Annotated in this window: 14 protein-coding genes and 2 pseudogenes; 6 read left to right on the top strand and 10 right to left on the bottom strand. The window is 68.5% G+C overall.

Annotation, left to right across the window (positions count from 1 at the left end; translation table 11 throughout):
• The first annotated feature begins 239 nt into the window (after nucleotides 1-239).
• Nucleotides 240-563: a hypothetical protein gene (locus ACFWV2_RS30225; RefSeq protein ID WP_384409772.1), complete on the top strand. Its 324-nt coding sequence runs from the start codon at nucleotides 240-242 to the stop codon at nucleotides 561-563.
• Nucleotides 564-624: 61 nt separating this feature from the next.
• Here ACFWV2_RS30225 and ACFWV2_RS30220 read toward each other — a convergent pair whose 3' ends face one another.
• Nucleotides 625-3390, bottom strand: coding sequence for a LuxR C-terminal-related transcriptional regulator (locus ACFWV2_RS30220; protein ID WP_384409770.1), 2766 nt, complete (start codon nucleotides 3388-3390; stop codon nucleotides 625-627).
• Nucleotides 3391-4768: 1378 nt separating this feature from the next.
• Here ACFWV2_RS30220 and ACFWV2_RS30215 point away from each other — a divergent pair.
• Nucleotides 4769-6322, top strand: a complete 1554-nt coding sequence (locus ACFWV2_RS30215) for an ABC transporter substrate-binding protein (protein WP_384409768.1) — start codon at nucleotides 4769-4771, stop codon at nucleotides 6320-6322.
• A gap of 1157 nt (nucleotides 6323-7479) precedes the next feature.
• Here the strand turns inward: ACFWV2_RS30215 and ACFWV2_RS30210 are convergent.
• The 4 genes and pseudogenes from ACFWV2_RS30210 to ACFWV2_RS30195 form a co-directional block, all read right to left on the bottom strand.
• The gene (locus ACFWV2_RS30210) at nucleotides 7480-7674 is read right to left on the bottom strand and encodes a hypothetical protein (RefSeq protein WP_384409766.1); all 195 of its coding nucleotides are present in this window, start codon (nucleotides 7672-7674) and stop codon (nucleotides 7480-7482) included.
• Between the two features lie 582 nt (nucleotides 7675-8256).
• Nucleotides 8257-8544, bottom strand: a pseudogene (locus tag ACFWV2_RS30205) (chaplin).
• Between the two features lie 987 nt (nucleotides 8545-9531).
• Nucleotides 9532-9759, bottom strand: coding sequence for a hypothetical protein (locus tag ACFWV2_RS30200; RefSeq protein ID WP_384409764.1), 228 nt, complete (start codon nucleotides 9757-9759; stop codon nucleotides 9532-9534).
• 692 nt (nucleotides 9760-10451) lie between these two features.
• Nucleotides 10452-11066, bottom strand: a complete 615-nt coding sequence (locus ACFWV2_RS30195) for a hypothetical protein (protein WP_384409762.1) — start codon at nucleotides 11064-11066, stop codon at nucleotides 10452-10454.
• 279 nt (nucleotides 11067-11345) lie between these two features.
• Between ACFWV2_RS30195 and ACFWV2_RS30190 the strand changes: the two genes are divergently transcribed.
• Nucleotides 11346-11714 carry a hypothetical protein gene (locus ACFWV2_RS30190; RefSeq protein ID WP_384409759.1) on the top strand — a complete coding sequence of 123 codons (369 nt, stop codon included), beginning with the start codon at nucleotides 11346-11348 and terminating at the stop codon, nucleotides 11712-11714.
• Nucleotides 11715-11852: 138 nt separating this feature from the next.
• Here the strand turns inward: ACFWV2_RS30190 and ACFWV2_RS30185 are convergent, their stop codons facing one another.
• A complete protein-coding gene (locus ACFWV2_RS30185; RefSeq protein WP_384409757.1) occupies nucleotides 11853-12173 on the bottom strand; it encodes a DUF6191 domain-containing protein in 321 nt (106 codons plus the stop codon).
• 923 nt (nucleotides 12174-13096) lie between these two features.
• On the opposite strand from ACFWV2_RS30185, the gene ACFWV2_RS30180 reads away from it, so the two are divergent.
• The gene (locus ACFWV2_RS30180) at nucleotides 13097-13675 is read left to right on the top strand and encodes an O-methyltransferase (protein ID WP_384409755.1); all 579 of its coding nucleotides are present in this window, start codon (nucleotides 13097-13099) and stop codon (nucleotides 13673-13675) included.
• A 573-nt stretch (nucleotides 13676-14248) separates the two neighbouring features.
• Nucleotides 14249-14742 (top strand): annotated as a pseudogene (locus ACFWV2_RS30175) (nucleotidyltransferase domain-containing protein).
• Nucleotides 14743-14905: 163 nt separating this feature from the next.
• Here the strand turns inward: ACFWV2_RS30175 and ACFWV2_RS30170 are convergent.
• Entirely contained in the window at nucleotides 14906-15559 is a 654-nt protein-coding gene (locus ACFWV2_RS30170; RefSeq protein ID WP_384409753.1) for an NAD(P)-dependent alcohol dehydrogenase, read from the bottom strand.
• Nucleotides 15560-15614: 55 nt separating this feature from the next.
• Between ACFWV2_RS30170 and ACFWV2_RS30165 the strand changes: the two genes are divergently transcribed.
• Nucleotides 15615-16415 (top strand): transposase family protein, encoded by an 801-nt coding sequence (locus ACFWV2_RS30165; protein ID WP_384409751.1) that lies wholly within the window; start codon nucleotides 15615-15617, stop codon nucleotides 16413-16415.
• Nucleotides 16416-16674: 259 nt separating this feature from the next.
• On the opposite strand, the gene ACFWV2_RS30160 is transcribed toward ACFWV2_RS30165, so the two are convergent.
• From ACFWV2_RS30160 to ACFWV2_RS30150, 3 genes are all read right to left on the bottom strand, one after another.
• Nucleotides 16675-17022, bottom strand: a complete 348-nt coding sequence (locus tag ACFWV2_RS30160) for a hypothetical protein (protein WP_384409749.1) — start codon at nucleotides 17020-17022, stop codon at nucleotides 16675-16677.
• Nucleotides 17023-17115: 93 nt separating this feature from the next.
• Nucleotides 17116-17469, bottom strand: coding sequence for a hypothetical protein (locus ACFWV2_RS30155; protein WP_384409747.1), 354 nt, complete (start codon nucleotides 17467-17469; stop codon nucleotides 17116-17118).
• 283 nt (nucleotides 17470-17752) lie between these two features.
• Nucleotides 17753-17917 (bottom strand): hypothetical protein, encoded by a 165-nt coding sequence (locus tag ACFWV2_RS30150; protein WP_384409745.1) that lies wholly within the window; start codon nucleotides 17915-17917, stop codon nucleotides 17753-17755.
• Nucleotides 17918-17985: the final 68 nt, after the last annotated feature.

Raw genomic sequence — 17985 nt, 5'->3', positions numbered from 1 at the left:
CCGGTTGCCGACGCCGACGCAGCCCCGCGTTCGTGTCCCGGAGCGACACCCGCCCTTGGGCGAGCGGAATACGTATAGGTAGTTGGCCATTTTCCGAATATTCAGGGCTCGGGCCAGCCCCTAGGTTGGCGCTATCCGATCAGGCGTCGAGCAGCCGGGGTGGGACGAGCCCGCTCGGTGAACCGCGGTGCGGTCCGCGCCGGCAGAGCGGGAATGCGCAGAGCCAAGGAGACGGCGTCATGGCCAAGGTCTACTTCCAGGTCAATGTCCCCATACGGAATTCCGTACAGCCCGAGCAGTGCGGGCTGCACGTCTTCACCGGTCCGGCCGACACCTGGTTGGAAGCCCTCCGCATCGCGCGCGAGACCTGTGACACGGCGGTCGCCGCCCAGGAGGCAGGCGTCCCTGTCCCTCGCCGGCGACCGGACGGCTGGGGAGCACGCGGCCTGCGCCCCGGTTGGGTCCTCGACTGGCCGGCCGCAACCGTGGACGCCTGGGAGCACGACAGGATGTTCCGGCCTGAAGGCCCTCCCCCCTCCCGATGGGAAGGGCGCCCCTGGTAACCGCGGCGCTGACGCGCGGGGTTCGTCCGTCCGTGGGCGCACCGGTCCGCGGGCTCCCGTCTCAGGAGGGCTGCCCCAGCCCGTGGGCGAGGTCACGGCGGGAGAGCGCCCCGGTCTTCCGCATGGCGCGCGCGATGTGCTGCTCCACCGTCCGGGGAGAGAGGTGCAAGGTCGCGGCGATCTCCCGGTTGGTCAGACCGGAGATCGCGAGCTGGGCTACCTCCGCCTCCCGGGGGGACAGTTCGTTGGCGTGCGAGGGGCGGCCGGGAGGGCGGCCCTTCTTCGCCGGCTGACGCGTGCGCAGCAAGGCCCTGGCCCGCGCCGCGTCCCAGACGGCCCCCAGCTCGGTGAAGCGCTGGGCGCAGGACTCCAGCTCGCTGATCGCCCACGTGGCGGTGGAAGGACCGGGCACCGGACACAGCGGCGCTGTGGAATCCCTGGCCATGGCGGCCGGGTCGGCATCCTCTTCGGTGTCCGCCGCGAGCACGCAGCGTGCGGCACCCTCCCCGGTCAGGGCATGGGCGTACGGGCGGGGCAGCTCCGCGTAGGCAGCCGCGGCCTCCCGGTACAGCTCCGCGGCCCGCAGCAGCCCGTTCCGCTGCTCCCGAGCCGGTGCTTCCATCTCGGCGAGTACGGCTCGGCTCCAGACCAACGCGGCTCTGGCGGCGGGCGCGTCGCGCCGGTCGAGGCCCTGGGCGAAGTCCCGGACGATGGTGTGGGCCGCGGTCCTGTCACCCGTACGCGACAGGGCTTCCACGGCCCAGGGCGCGAGTTCCGCTGCCCACGGCCACACTCCCTTCCCGGCGACCACGCTCCACGCGGCGCGGGCTCGCTCCGCCGCAGCCGTCATCTCCTGGCGGGCCAGGGCCAGGCGGATCACGGCGCCGGAAGCGGTCGCGGTCACGGGCACGGGCAAGTCCTCGGTGCCGAATGTGCCGCGTTGGGCCAGCCAGGAGGTCGCCTCTCCCCAGTCCCCCTGGGCGACGGCGAGCATGCCTCGCACGAGGTAGGCGTCGGCGGCGATGAACGGCATGTCGGCGGTCGCAGTGATGAAGTCCTCGCACCGTTTGGCCAGGCCCTGCCACTGACCCGTCCACCACTCCTGGAGCAGTCGTGTTCCCAGCGCGCTGCACTTGGTGTAGGGCGCGCCGCTCCGTGCGGACAGGTCGCGCCCCTCCGCGAGCAGGTCTTCGGCTCGGTCGTAGAAGCCGAGCCAGACCGCGGAGTCCGCGGCGTTGCACAGGCCGCGTGCCGCCTGCCGGGCACAGGCGGGATCCGCGGTCTCTACGGGCAGGCGCCCCACCAGTTCCCACGCGTCCGGGTCGGCGCAGCTCATGGCGAGTCCCACCCGGTTGGCCAGGACGGCCGTGCGCATGGCGTCGTCTCCGCTGGCGTCCGCGGCGGCCATGGCCTTGATCAGCCATCCGCGGTGGACGTCGATGGAGTTGCCCGGCCAGTAGGGGGTGACCAGCGCTGCCATGGCACGTGCGGCCAGGTCGGGCCGGGCCTCGTTCAGTTCGGCGCCGGCGGTCTCCAGCATCCGCCACCCCTCGGGGAACCGGCCCATCTGGTTGCACAGCATCAGCCCCAGGTCGAGTCGCAGCTCTCCGCGCACGGCCGGAGGGAGGGACGTGTCCTGCACGATCTGCGCGAGCACCTCCACGGTCTGGTCCGAGCGCAGTCCCGTCACCGCGCTGCGGGCCAGGAGCGGTGCCAACCGGGCTCGGGCCTGCGGCGGGAGACCAGGCGTGGCTAGCGTCCGCTCCAGCAGTGCGATGGCCTGTTGGTGCCGGCCGACGGCGGCCGCGGACTCGGCCGCCTTCTCCACCGCTCTGAGCCATCTGTGTGTCTCGCCGGCTGCCCTGTGGTGTTCTGCCACGGCGTCCCACGCCACGGGTTGTCTGCGGCCCAGCACGTTCGCCGCCCTCTCGTGCAGGTCCTGGCGGACGGGTCCCGGCACGCAGGCCCGTACGGCCGATGCGGCCAGCGGGACGGCGAAGCCGTACCGGCTTTCTCCCAGCTCCGTGAGGACCGCACCCTCCAGAGCCCGCAGCAGTGCGTCCCTCCCCGTAACGGCTCCGAGCCCCGACACCGCGATCAGCTCGTCGCGGCCGGTGGGACCGTCGAGGACGGCGGCCGCCCAGACCACCGGCCGGTGCGCCGGGGAGAGAGCGTGCGTACGGCTCAGCACCAGCTCCGCCAGCCGGGTCGGCACGCCGGCCGCCTCCACCTCGGCGGCCGTGCCGGTGAACGCGGGCTGTCGGTCCTTCAGTACGGCGAGGAGGTCGACGACCACCTGGGGTTCTCCGCCGGTGCGCTCGTGCAGCGTCCGTACCGCCTCGGCCGTGCAGCTGTCGCCCAGCGTCTCCCCGACGGCCCGGCGGACGCGCTCCTCGTCCCACGGCGCCAGCCGGTGCCGCAGCACCGTGAGCCGGGGAGGGTAGGTCACCGGCGGGCTGCCCAGCGGCAGACCTGGGACCGGAACCTCCTCGGGGCGGTAGGTCACCACAGCCGCCGAGCCCGACTGCATTCCCTCCAGCACCCGGCGCAGCCGCCGGACCTCGGTGTCGTCTGCCCGCTGGACGTCGTCCACCAGCCATAGGGTCGCTTGCCGCTGGTGCCCATCCTCTTCGGGCCCGCCATCGTCTCCGCACCTCCACCACACACGGGTCGCGTCCGCCGTCCCGGGCAGGTCGGCCAGTTCGTGGAGCAGGTGACTCTTTCCCCGGCCGGCGGCACCTTCGACGAACAGCAGCACCGGCTCGGCACGCTCATCGCCCAAGGCGCGCGCCAGAGGCCGCAGAGCGGAATCCCGCGCCTCGATCACGCCGTCATCCCCGCTCTCCTTCTCCCAGACGGTCCGGACCCACCGCGCCCGACAGCTCGCCAGAGCCTCTCGGCTTCGCCGACGGTGGGTCGGGTGGGCGCGGAGTCGGCGCCGCCTCGGTGGCAGGACTCCCGGAAAACATGCTCCTGCTCCTGCACCCGGATCACCGGCCCGCGTGAGTAGATTGTCACACCGCATCAGGGCGTCGCTATGAGCGCGCGGGCCCAGGAACAGAATTCCGGTGTTTTCGCCATTCGGAATGACCGCCCTTTTCGAAACACGGAGCGCCGCCGCGCGAATCATCGACCGTTCGGCACATATTCGATGGTGGTTACACGTATACATCCTGGGTATTCAGCGGACCCGGGTGACCGGACGGGCGGAAGAGCTTTCGGCGTCCGAGGCGCACCGCGGAGCACGCCCGGCCGACTACCGAAAGGCAGGGCGCGGTGCCATCGGGCCGGGACTGCCCGATGGCGGCGCGCACAGCTCGTTCCGCCCGTCCGTGCACAACGTCGGCCAACCGAGGCGACACGGAGCTCGCGCCTTTGTCGCAGCAGCCCGGCAAGTCCGGTTGGCCGACTCCTCAAGCTACGCCCCTCTCCTTGCCCCGGAACATCCGGAGGTCGGTTCCCCTGATACGCAAACAACCGTCCGGACGCGCAAGGCAGCGCGGCGCGCGGCCGCGCAGCCAGCTCTGCGGCATGACAGACGACCGGGGCGCCGGACGCTAGGTCGCCCGGACGCCGGGGCGCCCCTCAGGCAGCGGGCCTTCTCCTGTGCCGCTTCAGGGCGAATCCGCCAGGTGAGAACGGGGGTTGGGATAAATAGGTGTCCGTACATTCGGGTCCCTGGATAGTTCTGCCGGTGCCTGTGTCCGTAGGTTTCGCCACTGACCGATCGTCCGCCACCCATGACGATCGGCCGTGCCGCGACAGGCCGTAGGCGTACCGACCTTGCGCTCTTCGCGGTGCGCCCACTGTCCCCTTCCCTCACCCTCACCCAGGGGCAAGGGGCCAGTGGGGATACGCGTTTTTGCCAGGCACGCGAGCGTGCTTACGCGGACATGTGCCGGGACTTCGCCGCTGCACATATCCGATCTGGTAAAGCCGCCTTTGCCCGATCGGATCCAAAGGAACGAGATGCGTGGTTTCGCCTCCCTGCGGGCGTCCGTCACGACCGCGGCCACTCCCCCCGCAGTGAAGGCCGTCGGCGCCGTCCTCCCCAAGGGCTCATACGCCCCCATCGACTTCGGCCCGCGCCCGCGCAGTGAATCTCCACGGCCCCGGCAGCTCTCCGCGCCGGGGCCGTCCGGCGTCCCGCCCACGCGCTCGCGGCCGGCCGACAGTCCGCGAGTCCAGGAAAGGAAAACCACCTCGTGAAGTTCAAACGATTCGGAATCGCTGCAGGAGCTTGTGTCTTATCGGCTGCCTGCGGTTACCAGCTCATGCCGTTCCCACGGTCAGCGGAAGCTCCCATCATCATTGGAACCGCCAACAGGCCGGTTCGCATCGACCCCGCAGGGGGTTATGACGCGGGATCCTGGGCGATTTACAGCAACATCTACCAGGGGCTGCTCGCCTTCGACCCGGGGGCGACTGCACCTCGGCCCGACGCGGCCGAATCATGCGCGTTCACCGTGTCCCTCACCACCTATCGCTGCAAAATGCGCGAGGGTCTCACATTCTCCAACGGCCGTCCGCTCACCGCCGCTGCCGTGAAGCATTCGTTCGAACGCATCCTCCATATTCGAGACCCCCTCGGACCTGTGCCGCTGTTCGCGAATCTCCGCTCCGTTGAGGCGGACGAGTCCGAGGTGACCTTTCACCTCGCGACAGCGGACGCCACTTGGCCTTCCAAGATCGCCACACCGGCAGGGTCCATCGTCGATCCGTCCGAGTTTCCGCACCGTAAACTTCGGCCGCAGTGGACCGCATCAGGATCAGGCCCTTACACGGTCTCCTCCTACAAGGAAGGTGTCCGGATCGATCTCACCCCGAACCCGAGGTACAAGGGAGCCATACCCAGGAGAGGCAGACCGGTCGAGATCCACTACTACGAGACGTCCCAGGACGTGGAGAAAGCGTGGAAGGCGAAACGCATCGAGGTGGCCTACTCCGGGCTCACCGCCCCGACACTGGCAACCATCGAGAACAGCAACGACCCGAATCTCCGCCTCTCCAGCGGAGAAGGCGGAGTGGGACGCTACCTCGTCCTGAACATGCGCTCGCCGCAGCACCCTCTGGCGGACATCGAGGCCCGCAAAGCCATTGCCGCTCTGGTCGACCGGGGGCGCCTGGCGGCAGACGTGTTCGAAGACACCGTGTCACCGCTCTACTCACTCGTCCCACGAGGCGTCACGGCGCACAGCACGGACTTCTACGACCTCTACCCCGAATCGGATCCACGGTGGGCAGCGCAGCGTCTGCGCGCTGCCGGCATCTCCACCCCGGTGCGCATCAAGCTGGGCCACCAGGTCGGCAGCGCCGCCGCCGAAGCGCGCGCGCTGAAGGCGCAACTCGAGAGAGAGGGTCTGTTCAGGGTCGAGCTGATCGAAGAGTCCGACTGGGGCAGGTACCAGGAACGGCAGAAGAGCGGCGAATTCGACGCCTACATCCTCCAGTGGACGCCCGACTTCCCGGGCCCCGACACGTTCGTCCAGCCACTGGTGGGAAACGGCAACACCCTCCATAACGGCTACTCCTCGGCCGAGATCGACCGCTTGATCGAGGAGACGGAGAAGTTCGCCGACAGGAACAGGAGCATCCCTCAGTTCCAGGCGATCCAGAGGGTGGTGGCGAAGGAGGTCCCGTTGGTGCCTCTCTGGCAGAAGAAGAGCTACGTCGTAGCCCGTCCCGCGATCACCGGAAGCCACTATCTGGTCGCCGACCACAGCGGCGTTTGGCGCCTGTGGGAACTGAAGCGGGAGTGATCGTCTCCCCCCTGCCTGGGGCGGACGCTTCGGCGGGATCGCGCGACAGCGCGGTGGGGGTCAGGCCGGGAGGAGCCGCGCGGGGCGGCGTACCACCTGAGCGCCTCGCGGTCCGCCCCGAAGTCTAGGGTCATTCCCGATTGCTGCCTTGTAGTCGGCGGCGTCAGGGAGCCTATCGAGCTCGTTCACGTCGGAGGGGTGCAGCTTGAGGACCCAGGAGCGAGCCCTTGCGGGCGCGGGGGTGGGAGGCAGGGGCAGGGGGCGCGGATGAGGGCGGGGCTCGTTTCCGCAGTGAACGATGCCCGCTGGGTGGGTGAAGTCCGTCCAGGGCGCGGTGCCCGGGGCGGTGGGGTGCGCTATCCACAGGGTCAGCCCAGGTCGACAGGGCCGCCGTACCGGTACGTGCTGATCTCATGGCGGCCCGTACCGGCGGCCCGGCATCACAAGAGAGATGCGCGATCATGACATCCGGTACGTGGCCGGCAGTCCATGAGGCGGACGGCAACAACGTCCGTGACCTGGGCACCAAGTACGTGAGTGCGGCAACTACGACGACGCTCTGAGCGGCTACGAGCTCCAGGTGGCACGACGGAGGTCAGGCTCGACGGGTCGGAGTTCGTCCTGGGGACGTTCACGCACCGCAACAAGGGGATCTCAGGAGGCCTTGAGACCCGACGGTTCAAGGTGGGCCTCGCCGTCGACATCGCATTCGATGACCATCCAGGAGACCTTCCCCTTCCCCTTCGGCCACTTCGAGACGCTGCCCGGGGAAGGCCCGAACGGGTCGGAGGACGACCGCTGCTCAGCACAGGAAGACCGACTGCACGAGACGCGCACCGCGACACTGCCCCGACCGGCGGCGTCCAGACGCACCGTCCACCGGCGCCCCAGCACCCACTCATCCAGCTCGCTCGCCGTGGCCTCCGCCATCCTGCCCTTCCTCCCACGCTCTGTGTCCTCACTGTCTGCGCCCGTCTCACTACAAGCGGGCAGGGCGCGGCAGCGGGCCCACCGTAAGGCAGCCGCCACGCGGACCGAGGAACTCGCCCGATTAGTGCTAGATGGCCGCCGCCGGTCCCTATGAGTTGGCGGGTACGGTGGGGGGAAGACCCTGGAACAGTTCCTGGTAGCCCGCAAGGCAGGCCATACCCCAGGGTTCAGACCTCAACGAGGGCCGCCGACTCGGCGGCCCTCGTGCTTTCCAGTGCCGTCAGTAGACCCAACGGGTATAGCAGCGCCTCGATAGCGGTGGACTTTCCTGCCTTGGAGTGGCCTACGAGGAAGGTCACCCACCCCTTGAAATGGCGGGCGAACCAGACATCGCCCCGCTGGAACTCGAGGCGCTCGATCACAAATGACGGGCCCATTTGGGCCTCCTCCGCATCCGGTGTGTTGATCCACACCGGAAACGACCACCGGCCGTACGGGTGACGGGCTTTGCGGCGGGCGTGGCCGGCCCCTTGCCGCAGAGCGATGGGGCCCGGTCCCTGTGGCGGCTTTACGACACTCTGTCCGGCGGCCACGCGTGATCACCGGGACTTTGAATCAGCCCTGGGGAGCAGTGGTGGCGCAGCAACGTCGAGCACCACAACCTCGATCACCCAGTCGTGGCTTCCCCGGATGCGCGCGTGAGTTACAGCGAGGCAGCAGACGAGGGACCTCCTGCGGCCGCGCGGACGTGGTTCAGGCGCCTCAGCCCGGTAAGACACCCGGGAGCGGGCCGAGGGGCGCGGCGAACAGCGTGGCCAGGGCGGGGCGATCGGCCCAGGCGTCCGCTTCAACATCGCCTGCTGCCGGGACTCTTTCGGCATGAGACTGGCCTCCCCCGGAGGATAGGGGAGGCCAGTCTGAAACGGGCTGTGCGTGCGGCTGGAACACATGCCGTGCTGCCTGTGACGGCGTGATGAGCGCGCCGGGTCCAGGACTTGGTGCTGTCAGTACTTGTCGTGCTGGTTGGTCTTGTGGTCGCCCTTGAAGTCGCCGCCGTCGTTGATGCAGGTGTTGCCGAAGGCGGGGTTGAGGAGGCCCACGACGTTGACGGTGTTGCCGCAGATGTTGACCGGGACGTGGATCGGCACCTGGACGACGTTGCCGGACAGGACGCCCGGGGAGCCGACGGCAGCGCCCTAGGCCACGGCGTCGGCGGCAGCCATGCCGGCCCCGCCTGCCAGGACAGCACCAGCGGCTGCGGTAACGGCTACGGCCTTGGCGAAACGCGACATCGAAATCCCCTTCAACTCGCAACTGCCGCAAGAAATACGGCATGGACACCCCCCACAACGGCCCCAGCCGCCCCACTGTCACGGGCAGTCGGCCGGATCAGTGACCCTAAAGCCAACGACAACCCCATCGGCCGATCCAGCCCCGGACACTCGGCCGCTGTGGTCGTGTTACCGATCAACAAGCTGCACGATCGCCTCGCTCCGCACCACGATGTCCATGCCCCCCCAAGGGACTGCCCCGAATGCCTCAGCCCTGTCCCGGCGCAGGCCCGGCGCTGCGCGTCCTGCACCTTCCCTCTCCCCGCCGTACCCGTCCAGGCAGGGGAGCCACTCAGCGCTGTCCGGCGCATCATCCTCGACATGTCGAGCGTGACCTTCGCCAACTCCTCCCGGCTGCGCCTCCGCCGCAGCCGCCACCTCGTTGTTCATGGGCTTGGCGCTACCCCTTGGCAGAGAGCCGACATTGCCCAGGCGCGGGCCTTCACGGCTGTCGAGGCTGTGAGGCTCGCGCCCGGGTAACTCCGGCCCACTGCCAGGCGCAGCGCCAACCCGATGAACTCAGCACGCCCAAGCGGCAGCGGCACGGTCGTGTAGATGCTGCCGCCGTGGCCGCTCGGGAGGCAGGGTGTCCAACGGTGATCGTGATGCGGTTCCTGCTCGGCTACTCCACCCTTCGCCGCGACGCAGACCGGGACGTGGGCGGTGATGGCTACCGGCAGTGTCGCGCTGCTGGTCGGGATCTTCCTCGGCATGGCCATCGCCAAGGGCTGACCGGCCGGCCCCGGCCTACCGGGAGCCGCCGCCCCTGTACACGGCGAAACGCGTCTGCCGGGCAGCCTGGAGGCTGCCCGGCAGACGCGTTCGCTGGGTACAGGCGGACGAGCGGCCGCGGCGGTTGTGGGATCACCCGCTGCGTCGGCGGTACTCACTCAGGACGTGTGCCCTACAGCCGCCGCGGCGAGCCCGTCCTGCGTGCGTGGGCGCGTGTCAGGAGCCGTCGTAGTGGTCGCGGCTGCCGGACTTGGCCAGACCCCGGCTGATCATGTAGCCGACGGTCAGGATCACGACATACAGCCACGCCTGGGCGGCACGGAAGTAGTCACCGTGCCCGTCTTCGGTACCCACCACCATGGAAGCGATCAGCACCGCGACGACGGAGGCGACGTAGACGAAGAACTCCGTCGTCTTCAGAGCGGACTTCGTCTCCGTCGACAACCGCCGCGTTCCGTGACCGGAAACGTCCGTGCCGCTCCCACGGTGACCAGGGGTACCCACCGGGTTCGCAGTGCTCATGACAGGTGTCCAATCCGTTGCGCGAAGCACACAATGCGCTCCAAGGGTCGAGATCACGCCAAGATCGACGCGTCCCACAGGAGGCGACTACCCCGAAACGGAGGATTAAACATCACGTAAAGACGAGCCCGCGCCTCGCCGCGACTCGGTCACACAGCCCAAGCCCGGGGCAGGCCGTGCCGGGGGCGGCTGGTCGTTTCGGGCGACTGCACATCATGTGGCACCACATGACACTTCCGTGGCAGACGACAACATCGCCGAACCCGGGCGGATGGTCCTGGACGTCACCGCCGCCGACGAAGACACCGTCCGCGCGGTGATGGACGGTCAGCAGCAGTAGGGGGCGACTGCCGCCCTCGACCGCGTCGCGGCAGGTGCCGCGGCCACCGGCCTCACCGACCAGATCTACCCCCAGCAGCACGACCTCTCCCAGACGTTCCCCGACGGCGCCTGGGACCTGGTCACCGCCACCTACTTCCACACCCCCGTCACCATCGCCCGCGAGACCGTCCTACGGCGAACCGCGCTCTGGCCAGGACCTGAGGAGGGGCGGAGCTTGCCTTGGGTGGCCGTCACTCAAGGACACACAATTCCTGCGAGTTCAACCTCAGCGGTCAGGCGCCGAGGATGGTGCGTGCTTGGGTGATGCGCCGCCGGGTGCGGGTGATGTCGGCGTCGGTGTAGCAGTGGCCGTGTCTCACCAGTTCTTGGTAGGTGCGTATGGCGGGGTCACCGATCCGTTCGACTGCTTCGGAGGCGTCGGTGATGCCATCGAGCGCACCGCCGCCGACGTTCACGTGCAGTGCCTGAGGTCCGAACTCGCGTCCCAGGCCCGCGCTCAGCAGGACGTAGCGGGAGCGGGCGTCAGTGCTCTGGGCGATCCGTTCCTCGGCCAGGCGCCCGCCTGTGAGGCAGGAGGCTACGGCGGTGGGCTGGGCGGCTGCGGGGTCCAGCGGGCTGTACACCTGACAGGCGTTGAGGGCGGCCAGCCAGGCCATTGAGATGTTGCCGGCCTTCACGTGAAGTTCGGCCAGGTTGTAGTAGACCGAGCCCAGTACCGCCTGGTCCTGGTCGCCTTGTCCGGCCTGCGCGACCGTGACCGCATGACGGTTGGCCTTCTGGTAGTGGCGCAGGGCAAGGGCCCACTGGCCGCGGGCAATCGCGTGATCGCCGCGTTGGACGCTGCTGGTGACTGTCCGTCGTTCGCCGTTGAGCGATCGCCAGCCCATCGCTCCTCCTCGTCGAGGCGTGAGCAGCTCAAGTGGTGACCGCACGGCCCTCGCGGGCACACGGTGTGCGCTTGACGTTACCTGCCGCATCCGTGTGGCGGAAGGTGCGGAGCCGGGTGAGCTCATCGCCCTGGGAGCCGTGGGAGGCGTGCTTCTGGACGGGGGAACCGGCGCGGTCATCGGCGCCTTCGTGGGGCGCTTCGCCGCGGCGGATCTACTGAGGGGCCTCCTCCTGCTGATGGAAGGCCCTCGCTACGCCGTAGAACAGCGCCCGGCAGCATGGACAGAGAAGCCTTGGTTCTGGGCGCCCGCGGGGCCTGGGGGCTCGTCCTCTCGGGAGCCGGGGCGTGCGGGGGCGCCCTGCTCGGGCACCGCCTCGGAGCGACGGACTTCGCTCAGGCGGCCGGCGTGTTCGTCGGGATGGCGCTGGGCGGCTCGGTGTCCACCGTCGTCGCCAAGACGTTCACCGCCGTCAAGATCGTGGATGGGATTGTCGTCTCGATGGCCCGGCTGTTCGTTGGGGCGGCCGTGTGGGCTCTGCACACGCTGTGGACGGGACCCGTCCCGGCTCTGACGGGGATACTGCTGGGCCTCATCGTGGTGACCGTCATCGGAGCCATGTGCTTCACGGAGCGCTCCGGCTACTGACCGGACCGCCGCCGAGAATGGGGAACCGACCCGTCCCACTTCTGGCGAGACGCCGTCCTCTCCATGCGGTCACGCGGGCATGAGGGCGACGAGGTGCAGGCCGGCGCCTTCTCGCCCTCTACCGGCCGGGCGATATTCTTACCGCCCGGGACGGGGCATCCGTACGATCGCCGTCCCTGCGGCCAGGTCCACGGTCGTCCTGTTCGGCGGAGCACTGTCATCCTGGTTGTCCGGCATGACCAGGGCCGACTGCCGCTCCTTCAGCTCGTTCTGCTTGCCAGGTGAAAGGCTCGCATGCAGCTGTTCGAACCCGGTCGCCGATATCTGTCCCTGACGCGCACTGTTCCGCCACGGCAGCACTCCGGCCCGTCCCGCGCGCAACAGCAGCTGGTCGACGAAGGCCACCAGGGTCAGCACGATAACCAGGCCCGGCAAGGTCATGAAGGCGATGAATTGCATACCTCAGTATCCGGATCCAGGCCGCCCCTCACTGTTCAGCTCCCTCCTGGGCTCCAGCGGCGTGACGGGAAGCTCCGAGGCCTGGAGCGGAGCACCGTCGCCTCACCATCGCGGGCGATGGGGCCGGAGGTCGTCGCGGGGGCAGCGCGCGGCCAGCAGCGGAACAGCTGTACGGGAGGTCCGCAGACCCGCTCGTCACGGGTCACCCGAACGCCCGGCTGCGCCTAACTAGGGAGACATAGGTCGGCCTAATCCGGATGAAGAGTGGACGGTCCTCGTCCGCCGCTCCCCTGGCCCATACGTTGACCGCGGCGCGGGCCCGGCCCTCGCACCGCACCTCTCAAGAACTTGCCGGCGTGGTACGGTGCCGCGCTCTGGGGCGGTCCGGACAGACCCACGCCGAGCAGTGAGCGTCGAGGGACGCCTGGTCACGCTACTCCTCGATGACGATGATCTGTGGTCGTCGTCCAGGTCACGCAGAAGGTCGTAGCGCAGGCAGCCGTCCTCGGCCCGGCGGCATTGCTCTCAGCGATGAGCACGACGTTGTCGTTCAGCGTTCTTCTCCTTCCGGTTGCTGTGCCCGGGAAGCGGCGGGGTCGGCCCTGGGGGCGGGGTGGATCAGGTGGCAAGCAGCTGGTGTCCCGCCCGCGCCGCGCTCACCGTCGGACAGCGTGTACGGTGACGCCCCGGCGAGCGCGCGACGGCCGTCCGTCTCCCGCCATCCACAGGCTCACCGACGGCCGAGGACTGCGGCCGCAGCACAACGAAGAACGGCTGCCGGCTCGGGCAGGCGAGACGACATCGCCACAGTCACGCGGCAGAGCGCCCGGACATCGGCGTCGACACGTCCGCGGAACTGCCACTGGGACGCGGAAGAGAGAATCGCCTTTGTTCCCAAAGGCGTTGTCCCGCATCATCTCCAGATGGACGACACTCCGAAGCGCCTCCCGACCGCCCTGCCCGCGCTGCGTGCCTTGGCAAGCGACGCGGGTTTCATCATGTCCAGCGAGGACCGCACAGGGAACTTCCTTGCAGCACTCGCCGCCACCCGGCCCGCAGGACGGATCCTCGAACTCGGTACCGGAGTGGGTGAGGGCACCGCCTGGCTCCTCAGCGGCATGGACGAGGCCTCCTGTCTAACCACCGTCGAACTCGACCCCGCCGTCCAAGCCATCGCCCAGGAACAACTGGGCACCGACCCGCGGGTGACCTTCGTGTCCGAAGACGGCGGCACGTGGCTGGAGAGCTTCGACGGCGCTCCCTTCGACCTCGTCTTCGCGGACACCTGGCCGGGCAAATTCACCCACCTCGACCGAGCCCTGGAACTCGTGGCGCCCGGCGGGACCTACCTGATCGACGACCTCTTCCCACAGCCCGGTTGGCCAGAGGGCCACGATGCCTCGGTCGAGCGCCTGCTGGCCGAGCTGGACCGGCGCGAGGACTTCCGATGCATCCGCCTGGCGTGGTCGAGCGGATTGCTGATGGCGGTACGCACCGTCTGACGACCAAGAGCCGACCGTCACCGCGATCCCGCATCCGTCGATTCGTCATCACGGCACAGAACTGCGAGGACGCCCTGAGACGAAACCAGTGCCGCAGGTTCACGGCAACCCTCCGCTGCCCGATGGGACGTCTGAGAAGAACGACCCCTGCCTCGGACGCACGCCTCCCGGTCGCAAGGAGTCGTCCATGCTTACGCAGGTGAGGCGGGATCGAAAGCCGCGTCGGCGTCGGCTTCATCGCTGACAGAAACGTCGAGTGTCGAGGCGGAGGGAACGAGGTCAAAGATCGGATCAGGCAGAAAATGACACTTACGGCGACGGAGGGTCAAGAGCAGACCGTCTCGGAGCAGCAGGGCGACCCGTCCGGCGTCCCGCACCCGGCTCGACCTCCGGCGCCGTCCAGCGGGGTCATCGGCGGGTCGGCCCCGCCATGGGTGGCGTCGTCATTAGCCAGCCGGATGACGGGGCGCCCTGGTCGCTGACGACGTCACCAGCCGCCGCCGAAAAGGCCGTGCGCCAGGAGGAGACAGCTCCATAGGCTTCGTTCCAGGGAACGTGGGGGGGATGCCTGCCATGAATGGCGATGATGTGCTGGAGATCTTGGACGTGCTTCGGAAGGCCGGCACGGATGTCTGGATCGGAGGAGGCTGGGGCATCGACGCCCTGCTGGGGAGACAGACCCGCCCTCACCGGGATCTGGACCTCATGCACCGCCATGAGGAGGATCCCGTTCTCCTCTCGGCCCTCGCTGACGTCGGCTTCGCCGAAACCCTCGACTGACGCCCCACGCGTTTCGTCGTCGCAGACGCGTCGGGTCGCGAGATCGACCTGCACCCGCTGGTCTTCGCACCGGATGGAAGTGCCCTCCAGGGTTCGATGGAACCGGAGATCCCGTTCGTCTATCCCCGGCGGAGTGCTTCGTCACTGGCACGATCCGGCACAGCAGCGTTCCCTGCTTGTCCGCCGAACAGCAGGTCCACTTCCATCAGGGCTACGACCCCGCCGACCGGGACCGCCACGACATGTCCCAGCTGCGAGAAGCGTTCGGCATCACGACGCACTTCTGAACACCCCCCGCCTGCCGACTGCCCGGCTCGCCCGCATCACCACTCCGAGGCGCTGGTCTCTGGTCGTGTCGGTGCCCGTGGACGGGACGGACGGGATATGCGCCTGGCCCGGGTCGTAGGCCCAGGAACTCCCGGCCCGGTGCGGGAGTTCCCGCGTGAGCGGTCAGCCGATCCGGATGACGTGTTTGCCGCGGACGCCGCCTGCTTCGAGGGCGCGGTGGGCGTCGGCGATGTTGTCCAGAGAGTGGACGGTGTCGACGACGGGGGCGATGTCGCCGTTTTCCGCGTAACGGGTGAGTTCGGTGAGCAGCGCCGTGTCGGGGCTGCCGCTGAAGACTCGGATGCGCCGGGAGCCGTGGATGGTCGAGGCAAGGATCGTTGCGAGGCCGGCGAGGGGCCTGTTGATGTCGATGGTGACGGCGACCATGCGGCCACCGGGTGTCAGCAGGCTGCGGAAGTGGGACTGCTGGGCGCCTGCGGTGTCGACGATGACGTCGAAGGTGCCCAGCTGGGCCAGGGGGGTGGTCCGGTAGTCCAGGACTTTGTCGGCGCCCAGGCCGCGGACGAAGTCGAGGTTCTTCGCTCCCGCCAGCGCGGTGACGTGCGCGCCGAAGAGCTTGCCGATCTCAGCCACGCTTCCCACGCCTCCGCTGGCCCCGCGTACCAGCAGCCGCTCGCCGGGCTTGATGGCCGCATAGTCGCGCAGAGCGGTCAAGGACGTGGTTCCGCCGGCCAGCAGGGAGATCGCCTCCACCATGGTGAGGCTGTGCGGAGCGGGTGCGATCTTCCGGGGATCGATGGCTACGTACTCGGCCATGCTGCCCGCCTTCAGCCTCTGAACGCCCCACACCCGGTCGCCCTCGCGCACGCCGGTGACCGAGAAGCGGGCAGTCGGCGCCGGCGCGAAGCACCGGCTGGTCTTCATCGACCGGCTCCTGGCCACGCTCGTCCACCTCCGTCACGGGGCCACTCACGACGTGTTGGCCTGCTGGTTCGGGGTCGACCGCTCCACGATCACACGGGCCATCGGTGAGGTGCGGCCCCTGCTCGCAACGCGGGGCTGCAGCATCACGGCCGGCATCCAGCTCCGCACGCTCGCCGAGGTTATTGAGCATCTCGGAGCCAGCGGGCACATCGGGATCATCGACGGCACCGAGATCCGCGTCCGTAGGCCCGCCGCCGGCCGCAAGGACCGGGAGAAGTTCATCTCCGGCAAGAACAAGCAGAACGCGGTCAAGGCCATGGTCCTGACCGATGCTGCCGGCAGGCTCCTGTTCTGCAGTCCTGCCCAGCCCGCAAGCTGTGCCGACATCACCCACGCCCGCCAGTTGGGCCTGGTCAAGCACTTAGCAGACGGCCCCTTTGTGGAAATTCTCGCCGACGCCGGCTACCAGGGCCTGGGCGCCCAGACCGGCGACCGCGTCGTGACACCACCACACCGCAAGTTCAAGAAGAATCCGCCGGACTGGTACGAGGAAATCTACGAGCGCCAGCGCAAGGGCCACTCCTCACGCCGCATCCGCGTCGAGCACGGCATCGCACACCTCAAGAACTGGCGAGCACTCGCCCACCACCACGGCCGCCGCGAGCACATGACCGACACCATCCAAGCCGTCGCCGGACTCCTTTCACACCAGCAGAACATAACCCGCGGGGCCGGTCAGCCACGGTGACCTGCACCTTTCGACGTCTCACCGCCAACCATGCACGGCTCGTTAGGGTCGACGCGGCCAAGGCGCAGGCGGCGAAGGCCGTTGTCGCGCAGTAGGCGGCGACCACGGATCAGGAGGCCGCAATGCCCTGGCGTGACACTTGGGCGGCCGCACCGTGAACGCCGACGACAAGCCACCTGGCCAGGACCAGGCCGACCACGTCTCAAGCGCCCGAAACGGCTCGCCTCTGAGATCGGCCTGACCACTGCACCGTCCGCGCTCAGCCCGTGCCCGACGCCGGCTCCATCGGGGTCCAAGAGCAGGCCGGAGCAATCTCCAGTGCGATCCGCCCGCTGTCCGGACACTCTCTTCGCTGACTGCCATCACCGTCTCGCCGAGGTGAACCGCGTACGGGTGCTTTGCCGCTGATCAGCGCCACCTCGACGCGGCCTGACTTCGCCATGTCGTATCCCGCGAAGAGGTCCGACGACTCCACGATCAGGCACCAGTCCGAACCGGTCGTGATGTGCGTGGCGACCGCCTCGCTGTCGATCTCGACGAGCTGTGGAGCGTCGTCGAGACAAGGTTCAGTGCCCTCGGCTGGGCAAAGCAGGAACACCTCGAACATCACAGGGACCTCCAAGAGTTCTACGGGCAGGCGGCTTCGGCAGGCCACGCGGTGGTCAAAGCGGTATGGGCTTGAGACGTGGCCACGTGGTGATCACAGCCATTCGTTGATGGCTGCGACCAGCACGGTCGCCTCGTAGCGGACCGCAAGTTTGTCGTACCGGGTGGCGACGGCGCGGCGCCTCTTGAGGGCGACGGCGGGGTGGTCGGTCTCGGCATCACGGAAAGGTCTATGCCGCGTAGACGGCCAGGACAGATCCGTGCCGGCGCCCCTTGCAGCCGCCGGACAACAGGTGCAAGGCCAGTCATCGACGGCCTGTCTTCGCGTGCACTGTCCGAGATCATCCGTCTTGAGCACACCCGCAACTATCTGCAGCCAGGCGACGTCAGCGCGGCTGTAGGCCAGTGGAAGGATTACGCCCACCAGCCCGAGCGCGATCTGTGGCACGACTACGAGTGGGGCGACGTGCACTGGTACTGCTGCGGCAACCCTCTCGAAGCCCGAGCCCTCCTCGACACCGTGATGCAGGCCGTATCGCCACGAAGTGCCCGCGAGCTTCGAAAGATCGTCAGCCGGTCAGACGCCGTCTGGGACCTTCCGTCCCCGCCCTACGACGCGGACGGAAGATAGGGAACAAGGTTAGTAGCTGTCTTTCAACCTGAATCCGTGCCCTCCGCGGTGCCGTCGATCAACTGCTAATGCGGGCTGACCAACGGCCACAGCTGGGTGGTCAGGGGTTGTTATCGCCGTTCTGCGAGAGAAGGGGCAGTGGGTCGATGAGGTGGGACAGTGGCTGGTCCCCCTGAGCGTCGCCGTTCTCGGCACACTGCAGATTCTGGTCTGCGCTGAGGATGCCCTGCACTCCGATGCTGGTCAGCGCGACGATGTTCTGCACGTTCGTGATGGGGATGCCGATACACGGGGCGTTCTACCAGTCGAGGAATTCGGTGGCGGAGGAGACGT

The organism is Streptomyces sp. NPDC058671 (assembly GCF_042716475.1).
Taxonomy (GTDB): Bacteria; Actinomycetota; Actinomycetes; order Streptomycetales; family Streptomycetaceae; genus Streptomyces.
This window is presented reverse-complemented; position numbering and strand designations above follow the sequence as displayed.